This is a genomic window from Crocosphaera watsonii WH 8501, assembly GCF_000167195.1.
GTDB classification, from domain to species: Bacteria; Cyanobacteriota; Cyanobacteriia; order Cyanobacteriales; family Microcystaceae; genus Crocosphaera; species Crocosphaera watsonii.
Map to the genome: position 1 here is coordinate 1 of NZ_AADV02000175.1, position 8499 is coordinate 8499.

General features: G+C 35.3%; 6 protein-coding genes and 2 pseudogenes. 5 read left to right on the top strand and 3 right to left on the bottom strand.

Features of this window, described 5'->3' with window-relative positions; all coding sequences use genetic code 11:
• The first annotated feature begins 49 nt into the window (after positions 1 to 49).
• The 5 genes from CWATDRAFT_RS27410 to CWATDRAFT_RS27430 all read left to right on the top strand — a co-directional run bounded on the left by CWATDRAFT_RS27410 (position 50) and on the right by CWATDRAFT_RS27430 (position 4253).
• The gene (locus CWATDRAFT_RS27410) at positions 50 to 499 is read left to right on the top strand and encodes an ISAzo13-like element transposase-related protein (RefSeq protein ID WP_007308044.1); all 450 of its coding nucleotides are present in this window, start codon (positions 50 to 52) and stop codon (positions 497 to 499) included.
• A 187-nt stretch (positions 500 to 686) separates the two neighbouring features.
• Positions 687 to 1976 carry an oligosaccharide flippase family protein gene (locus CWATDRAFT_RS27415; protein ID WP_157134188.1) on the top strand — a complete coding sequence of 430 codons (1290 nt, stop codon included), beginning with the start codon at positions 687 to 689 and terminating at the stop codon, positions 1974 to 1976.
• Positions 1977 to 2027: 51 nt separating this feature from the next.
• On the top strand, positions 2028 to 3008 hold the full coding sequence (locus CWATDRAFT_RS27420) for an NAD-dependent epimerase (RefSeq protein ID WP_007308046.1): 981 nt from the start codon (positions 2028 to 2030) through the stop codon (positions 3006 to 3008).
• A gap of 34 nt (positions 3009 to 3042) precedes the next feature.
• Positions 3043 to 3948 (top strand): sulfotransferase domain-containing protein, encoded by a 906-nt coding sequence (locus CWATDRAFT_RS27425; RefSeq protein ID WP_007308047.1) that lies wholly within the window; start codon positions 3043 to 3045, stop codon positions 3946 to 3948.
• Between the two features lie 50 nt (positions 3949 to 3998).
• Positions 3999 to 4253, top strand: coding sequence for a hypothetical protein (locus CWATDRAFT_RS27430; RefSeq protein ID WP_007308048.1), 255 nt, complete (start codon positions 3999 to 4001; stop codon positions 4251 to 4253).
• Positions 4254 to 4554: 301 nt separating this feature from the next.
• Here the strand turns inward: CWATDRAFT_RS27430 and CWATDRAFT_RS27435 are convergent.
• From CWATDRAFT_RS27435 to CWATDRAFT_RS27450, 3 genes and pseudogenes are all read right to left on the bottom strand, one after another.
• A pseudogene (locus tag CWATDRAFT_RS27435) lies at positions 4555 to 5757 on the bottom strand (IS66-like element ISCwa4 family transposase); the annotation flags it as partial.
• Between the two features lie 210 nt (positions 5758 to 5967).
• Positions 5968 to 7139 (bottom strand): annotated as a pseudogene (locus tag CWATDRAFT_RS42030) (ISAzo13 family transposase).
• A gap of 820 nt (positions 7140 to 7959) precedes the next feature.
• Positions 7960 to 8499: transposase (locus tag CWATDRAFT_RS27450; RefSeq protein WP_007308049.1), on the bottom strand; the 540-nt coding region annotated here is incomplete at its 5' end.

Here is an 8499-nt window from a genome sequence, read left to right on the forward strand (position 1 = left end):
ACAGGGCAAGTATATGTAACTTTTGGAAGTCTTATAAAACGAGTGATTCATGGTAGATAACTTGGAGCAATGGTGGACAAGTCTGAGTATAACTGAAAAGCAGCAACTAGAGAACATCCAAATTAAAGTTGATAATGGAGCAGAAAATAGTGGAATAAGAAGGCAATTTTTGAAGAGAATGGTAGAGTTTGCCGACCAAACTAAGAAATCTATTCAATTACTATATTTTCCTCCTTATCACAGTAAATATAATCCCATAGAAAGATGTTGGGGAATTTTAGAGAGGCATTGGAAAGGAACACTTCTGAGAAATGCTCAAACGATGTTAGCTTGGGTAAAAACTATGACATGGAAAGGCTTAAATCCGATAGTTAAGTTAAGTAAAAAAGTTTATCAAAAAGGCATTTCTTTAACGAAAAAAGAGATGAAGGAAATTGAGAAACGTTTAGAACGTAATCCTCACTTACCTAAATGGGATATTTTGATTAGACCCAGTTAGTCTAAAAAGTTAATAAGAGTGTAAAATTAAGTGAATTTCCTTTTTAAAAATAGTCAAAGCTAATTTAAAAGTTAGCGTATTTCTTTCTTTTAGATAGGGAGGTTTTTGTTCGCGGAAAGTATCCGCGAACAACTTTTTATTTTTCCCTTTTCGCTTATTTGAGATGTTCTACAAACAGATTCTGAGAATGGGTGGGAAACTTTTTCTTGGAAATCACCTAATTCTCACTCGTCTTCTTTTTCCAGAGTTATTTGGCTTAATGGCTTTAGTAAATACGTTTATTCAGGGTTTAATTCTGTTTTCAGACATTGGTATTAAACCCAGTATTATTCGCAGTCCAAGGGGAGATGATCCCACTTTCTTTAACACCGCTTGGACATTACAAGTTATTAGGGGATTCGGGTTGTGGATAGGATGTTGTCTTATTGCTTGGCCTGTGTCTCAATTCTATGACAATGAGCAACTTGTTTGGTTGCTCCCTACGGTTGGACTGACAACCATTATCTCAGGATTTAATTCAACTTCTTTGCCTACCCTTAATCGTAAATTAGAAATTGGGAAAATAACTGTACTTGACTTAGGGATACAAATATTGGCCTTGAGTATTATGATTATCTTGGCTTACTTCTATAGATCAATTTGGGCTTTGGTGGTGGGTAGTTTGGTTTCTGTCTTTATCAAGATGGCTATTAGTCACAGACTGGAGCCGACGATATCTAACCGCTTTGCTTGGGATAAGGAAGCATTGAAAGAAATCATTTCTATTGGTCGCTGGATTTTTATTGCAACGGCAATGACATTTTTAGCACAGCAAACGGATAAGATTATGTTAGGTAAATTTACATCACTAGAAATTTTAGGCGTTTATACTGTGGCGTTTACTATTGCAAATATACCTCAACAAGTTTTGAGAAAGGTGAGTCAGCAAATAATGATGCCATTGGTATCTCAGAAACTTCACTTACCCAGAGCAACTTTGCGTGCTAAAATTGTGGGAAAACGTCAATTACTATTAATGCTGATGGCTGTGATGATCAGTGTATTATTCTGCACAGGAGATTTCATAATTTTGCAATTGTATGACTCAAGATATAACGATGCAGCCTGGATATTGCCTATTTTAGTCCTTGGTTTATGGCCATTAATATTATCAGTGACAATGGATAAAGCCCTTTACGCTTTAGGCAAAACAATTTATCCTGCTGTTGCTAATTTCTGTAAATTTTTCTATATGCTTTTACTTTTACCTTCAGTTTTAATCAATCTAGGAATTATTGGAGGTATTGTGGTTATTGCTTTTAATGATATTCCCTACTATATCGCTATAAGTTATGGTCTTTGGCAAGAAAAATTGATAGATATCACTCAGGATATACAAGCTACCAGTCTCATGATAGGATTAATCTTTCTAGGAACAGCAGTCAGATATTTATTGGGTTTAGGAATATCTATTGATGGAATTAGAGCTTACTTATAAATTAAAGATATGATATCATATTACTGGAATACATAGGGTTGGTCAAAAAAAATGAAAAACATATTAGTAACAGGTGCTGCAGGATTTATTGGTTTTTATGTCTGCCAAGATATTCTCAATAAAGGAGATAATATTTTCGGAATTGATAATCTTAATAATTATTATGATGTAAATCTTAAAAAACATCGTCTTCAGCAATTGAAAAACTATGATAAATTCTCATTTTATCAGATTAATATTGCTAATACAAATGACCTGGTTAAATTGTTTAATAATAATAATTTTGACTATGTTATACACCTAGCTGCTCAAGCTGGTGTTCGTTATTCCTTAGAAAATCCTTATGCTTACGTTGATAGTAACTTAGTGGGTTTTGTCAATATTCTTGAAGGATGCCGTCATAGTAAAATAAAACATCTAGTATATGCTTCATCTAGTTCAGTTTATGGGGCGAATAAAAAAATACCTTTTTCAACTAAGGATAATGTCGATTTTCCCATCAGTTTATATGCTGCCACAAAAAAAGCAAACGAATTAATGGCTTATACTTACAGTCATCTTTATCAAATACCAACAACAGGATTGCGTTTTTTCACAGTTTATGGGCCATGGGGTCGCCCAGACATGGCTTATTTCTTATTTACAAAAGCTATAATGGAGGGAAGCCCTATCAAAGTGTTTAATCATGGCAAAATGAAGCGAGATTTTACCTACATCGATGATATTGTCGAAGGAATTGTAAGAGTGAGCGACAAGATCCCTCAAGGCTCAGAATTGAATAATAATGTCCCAGCAAAAGTCTATAATATAGGGAATAATCAACCTGTTCAACTAATGACTTTTATAGAAGTGCTAGAAAAGTGTATCGGGAAGAAAGCTATTAAAGAATTTTTACCGATGCAACCAGGGGATGTACCGATGACTTATGCTGATATCGATGATTTAATTAAAGATGTTGGCTTTAGTCCCCGTACTTCTATCGAAGAGGGACTAGATAAATTTGTTAAATGGTATAATTCCTATTACAGTTGATCATTGTTTAATAAAAATTTGGAGGAGTTTCCTAGTGACGAAACCTGATTTTATTATTATTGGTGCAGCGAAATCCGGGACAACCACGTTATATGAGTATTTGTGTCGTCATCCTCAGATTTTTATGAGTACCCCAAAAGAACCAGATTTTTTCTCTTTAGATCAAAATTATACTAAGGGGATAGAATGGTATGAGTCACTTTTTGAAGAAGCTAAACCACATCAGATTTGTGGAGAAGCGTCAACGACTTATTCACGATCGCATCAGCACCCGAACACTGCTGAGCGTATAGCTAAACATCTTCCAGATGTTAAGTTAATATATATTATGAGACATCCTATTGATAGTGCTTATTCCTTTTATGCGTATCGATTAAGGCGAAGTCAATATAATCGGGAATTTCTGCCAGCAAGAAATGAATTAATGGAAGCAAAAACATTTGAAGAGGGTATCGCTCAACAAAGTGAATTTATTGATAGTAGTCACTATTTAGAGCAAATTGAGAAATATTTGCCTTTTTATCCACAAGAATCTTTTTTGTTTTTGTTCATGGAAGATTTAATCAGTAATCCTATGGGTGTAGTGACTAAAATATTTGACTTCCTGGGGGTTGACTTCGATATTAAACTAATGAACAAAGAAGCAATCGTTGCCAACAAAGCTGATGATGATTCAGAGAAATTTTTTCGTCGTCGTCTAAGCAAATCTATTCAAGCTATTCCTTTGGCTAAGTCAGCTAGTCAATTATTACCGAAATCTTTAAAACAAACTTTCTATCAAATAGGATATAATTTTGGTAATGGAAAGTGGACTAATCAAGAATATGTTCCTCCCCAAATGTTGCCTGAAACTCGTACAATGTTAATAGAAAAGTTCCGTGAACCTAATCATCGATTATCTCAATTCCTTAGTCGTGATCTTTCTCACTGGAATCAATAACTTTTTCTTTACACTCAAATAATTTTTATAACTACAGGAAAACTTTAGTCATGGAAACTACATATCTAACTACATATCTAAAATTTTGTTTAGATGCTAATCACTTAGATGAATTGGCTCATAAATATCATCAAGAATATATAAATGCCAAACCTTTTCCTCATATTGTGTTTGATAATTTTCTACCTGAAACTGTTCTCGAAAATATACTACAAGAATTTCCTGACACAAAGGCTCAAGGTTGGCGGAAATTTGAGAGAGTAACAGAGAAAAAATTAGATTCTTTTCCTGAACTAGAAATGTAACTGCTCACCGCAACAAAAAAGTCTTATTGAAAAGCACTACAAACAACATCAGTTGAGTCAACAAAAATATAAGCCCTGTGATTTAGCGTAAAATTTAAGCTAATTTATTACGGCTATTTTAATGACTAACATTCCCAGAATCAAGTCTTTTAAAAACCTCAAATAAAAACAACAATATGAGAAAAAAAAGAATAGTAAGATAGTTTTTTGTTAGCGGAGATTATCCGCTAACCTTGTGTATTTTTGTGCAGAGAGATAGGGCGATCAAGAAAAATCTATCCCCCATCGGCTCCGGAGCCTTTTACATCTCTAATCCTGGGGGACTCCGACCAGCTAATGAAAATAATTCGCATAATTGGACAATGGCATTTTGCCCCTGTAATCTCATGGTCTCTAAAAAACTGAACATTTGGGTGACTAACTCTGCACCCCAGTCGCTTCTTGCTCCCCCACTTACTTTGCGGTGAATGACAATGGGACGTAAAGCTCTCTCAGCATCATTATTATCTGGTTTGACTTCAGGATAAGTTAGAAAGGTGAACCACTCTTCCCAATGACGTTTGAGACGGTTAATCAATCTTTGTGCATCATAAGGCCATCCTTTTTTGGGAGTTGCTTTAAAAATCTTTTGCAGTGAGTTCTCGACTTCTGTTCTTTTGGAGCCTAAGTCTTCAAGGGTTAAATTTCGAGCATGATAATGACGATAATGGATACGGGCGGTTGCTAAAACTTGCTGTACATCGGCAGCAAATTCTCGATTCGCTTGAAAACGACTGGTTTTAAGGGACTCTAACTCTCGTTCTAAATGTGCCAGACATTTCTGTTTGTCCATCGCACTTTGTCTAAAGTAGGCACTATAGCAGTCACTGGTGAGGATGCCCTTAAAATCTGCTCCTAACAATTTCTCGACTTCTGCGGAGCTTCTAGTGGGAGCCAACATCAACACACAGACCTCATTTGATGTGGCTACCCAAACCCAATACTTGATGCCATCGATGCAATAACTGGTTTCGTCAACACATCGGATTCCTGGCTGCTGGATGTACTTTAACCACTGTTGGGTCAAGGGTTCTAAACTTTCTTGAAACCATTTGTGCATTTTGGCAAGGCTCCCTTGAGAAATGGGAATGCCAAAGACATACTCTATAAAATGTTCCTGTTTACGCCATGTAAGATTACCCCCATAGCCAAGCCAGCCCACGATGCTACTTAATCGCGCCCCATAACTGAATCCTTCTTTAACTCCCAATGGAACAGGACTGTAATCTGACCATCCACAACTAGGACATTTATAGAATCCGCGACGATATTCCCTGATTTCTATGGGTTGGTCTACTACTTCAGCCACTTGCTGGACTTTTTCGGGAACTACTTCATCTCGTTCCACTGAACCCCCACAAACAGGACAGTTTTCTAGTTCTAAAGGGACTATCTTATCGGGCTGACCAAAACCATTACGGGTCTTCCCTGGGTGGTCATATTTTGGTCCGCGTTTAGGTGATTTCCAAGAAAAAGTTTCCCACCCATTCTCAGAATCTGTTTGTAGAACATCTCAAATAAGCGAAAAGGGAAAAATAAAAAGTTGTTCGCGGATACTTTCCGCGAACAAAAACCTCCCTATCTAAAAGAAAGAAATACGCTAACTTTTAAATTAGCTTTGACTATTTTTAAAAAGGAAATTCACTTAATTTTACACTCTTATTAACTTTTTAGACTAACTGGGTCTAATCAAAATATCCCATTTAGGTAAGTGAGGATTACGTTCTAAACGTTTCTCAATTTCCTTCATCTCTTTTTTCGTTAAAGAAATGCCTTTTTGATAAACTTTTTTACTTAACTTAACTATCGGATTTAAGCCTTTCCATGTCATAGTTTTTACCCAAGCTAACATCGTTTGAGCATTTCTCAGAAGTGTTCCGTTCCAATGCCTCTCTAAAATTCCCCAACATCTTTCTATGGGATTATATTTACTGTGATAAGGAGGAAAATATAGTAATTGAATAGATTTCTTAGTTTGGTCGTCAAACTCTACCATTCTCTTCAAAAATTGCCTTCTTATTCCACTATTTTCTGGTCCATTATCAACTTTAATTTGGATGTTCTCTAGTTGCTGCTTTTCAGTTATACTCAGACTTGTCCACCATTGCTCCAAGTTATCTACCATGAAATCACTCGTTTTATAAGAACTTCCAAAAGTTACATAAAGTTGCCCTGTCTCTTCATCTACAATCCCACAAGGAACGTATTTTTCTTTAGTTCCCATATCATGATCTTGAGCTTGATTATAACCTCTGGTTTGTCCGCCACGTGAATATTCTCCTATTTCCACAGTTGCTTTACAATCCATACTTAAACGTTTCACAGAAGGGTCTTTTTTTCTATCTTTTTTCTCTATATTCTCGAAGATAGCGTCCGTCTCCGAGATTTTTTTTTAGGTTTAGCTTTTACCACTTTTCTTAATCGATAGCCCAAACGATTTAAAATATCTGCCATTGTCGAAGCAGCAGGAACCTCCTCTCCATTATATCCTAGATTTCTTAATTGTTTAATGGCTTCAGCCGCCGTTAATCTTGTATAGGCAATGGGGTTATTAAATGTGGGGTTTTGTTGTGCGTGAGCTTCGGCTATTTCTTTCAATGATTGGGCAACTATTGGGTATCTTTCCTCCCATTTTTTACATCCACTATTGACTGATTGTAATCCTAAACACACTATCCCAGTTCGTTTTTCATGTAATCCAAGTTGAACATTTTTTCTCCCCCAACCAAACACGATTTCGGTTTGTCTGGCACTTCCTCCACAATACTTGAGACACATTTCAGCTTGAAATGAACGACGCTCTGCTCCCGTCATTTTTGAGGCTGCTAAACGTAAATCATCGACCATCGACGGGGTTAAGGGATTATTTGTCTGTTTTAGCTTCAATTTACTCTCTCTAATCTTTTTACCTCTTCATTTTAATCTATTTCTTCTGTTTTTTCAGACAAGCCAATTATGAAATTTTAAAGTTGTGTACCAAGATCCGCTAACTCTCTGTTCCTTTTATTTCTTGAAAGCCTTTAGTCCAAGCGATTACCCCCTATGGGAAAAGCTTTCTCGGAAATCACCTTAGGTTACTACCCAAACGAAGGACTTGACTTCCTCCATAGCCAGCTACAGTCCAGATAGTCCCTCTGATAGCTTTTTTCTTGATTGATGACATAATTTTGAGGTTTTGTGTTTATTGCCCTCAAAATAAGATTTACAAGGGCTTAATGATTTAATAACTTTGAAAGCACTATAATTAGTTGTAGCACATTACGTGGTCAAGTCAACATCTCAGTGGCTTCACTATTACTTTACATTTTCTTGGTAATCTTTAAATAGATTTATTAATTCACAATATATTTCAGTAAAAAGACTGATAAAAAGTTGAGGAATATTACTGAATATATTCCTCAACTTTTTTGGGAACTCTTATACCCGGATTTCTCACAAATTAATTTGAAAGCCCAATCCAGAGATGAAAAATGATAATTTTTAGGACTAATAGAAATTTTGAATATAGATGAATAAAAAAATTAACTTTGATTATCCAAAAATTGAGTTTAAGAGGGAATAATTATATTAACTTTTGATTTCCTCCACGATAAATAAGACTAAATAAAAGTATCAGTCAGTCAACAACTTATGATAGATATCTTTTTTAAAAAACAACTTATTCTACTTATCCAGTATTAGGAATAGTTTTAATTCTTTTGTTAGCAATAGACAAAATATCTTGATAAGGACAAGCACTAGCTATAGCGATAATAATTCTTCTACAACTAATCTTTATTCTGGCTCCCAACTTAAGAAGATTTAGACGTATTCTTCCCACAGTTGCTTTAGCCAATGAAGTTTTTTTTAAACAGTGTTGACGAAAAGCATTTATGAGAACATAAGCCCAGGAATGTATCCATAATCTTAGTTGATTACTTTGAAATGTTTGAGTTGAAGTTCTATCAGCTAACAAGTCTAATTGTTGTTCTTTACTCCGATTTTCCATCTCGCCTCTCGGACAGTATTTTTTTGTATAAAGTTTTGAGGGTGGAATTTTTGAAGCGGGCAAAGATGTCACCACATGGCGCATTTTTAAGCCATCACTTCCATAACAAACTTTTGTCACTACTCTTCTTTGACAACTCCATGACTTTTCTGTTTTATAACGAATAGAGCGATGCCAAGTAGAAATTGGTACTAATTTTTTAACTTCTTCTAAATCTTC

What these genes read in the sequence shown, in the direction of transcription:
- CWATDRAFT_RS27410 (WP_007308044.1), top strand. Translation starts at nt 50, where the DNA reads ATGGTAGATAACTTGGAGCAATGGTGGACAAGTCTGAGTATAACTGAA.
- CWATDRAFT_RS27415 (WP_157134188.1), top strand. Translation starts at nt 687, where the DNA reads ATGGGTGGGAAACTTTTTCTTGGAAATCACCTAATTCTCACTCGTCTT.
- CWATDRAFT_RS27420 (WP_007308046.1), top strand. Translation starts at nt 2,028, where the DNA reads ATGAAAAACATATTAGTAACAGGTGCTGCAGGATTTATTGGTTTTTAT.
- CWATDRAFT_RS27430 (WP_007308048.1), top strand. Translation starts at nt 3,999, where the DNA reads ATGGAAACTACATATCTAACTACATATCTAAAATTTTGTTTAGATGCT.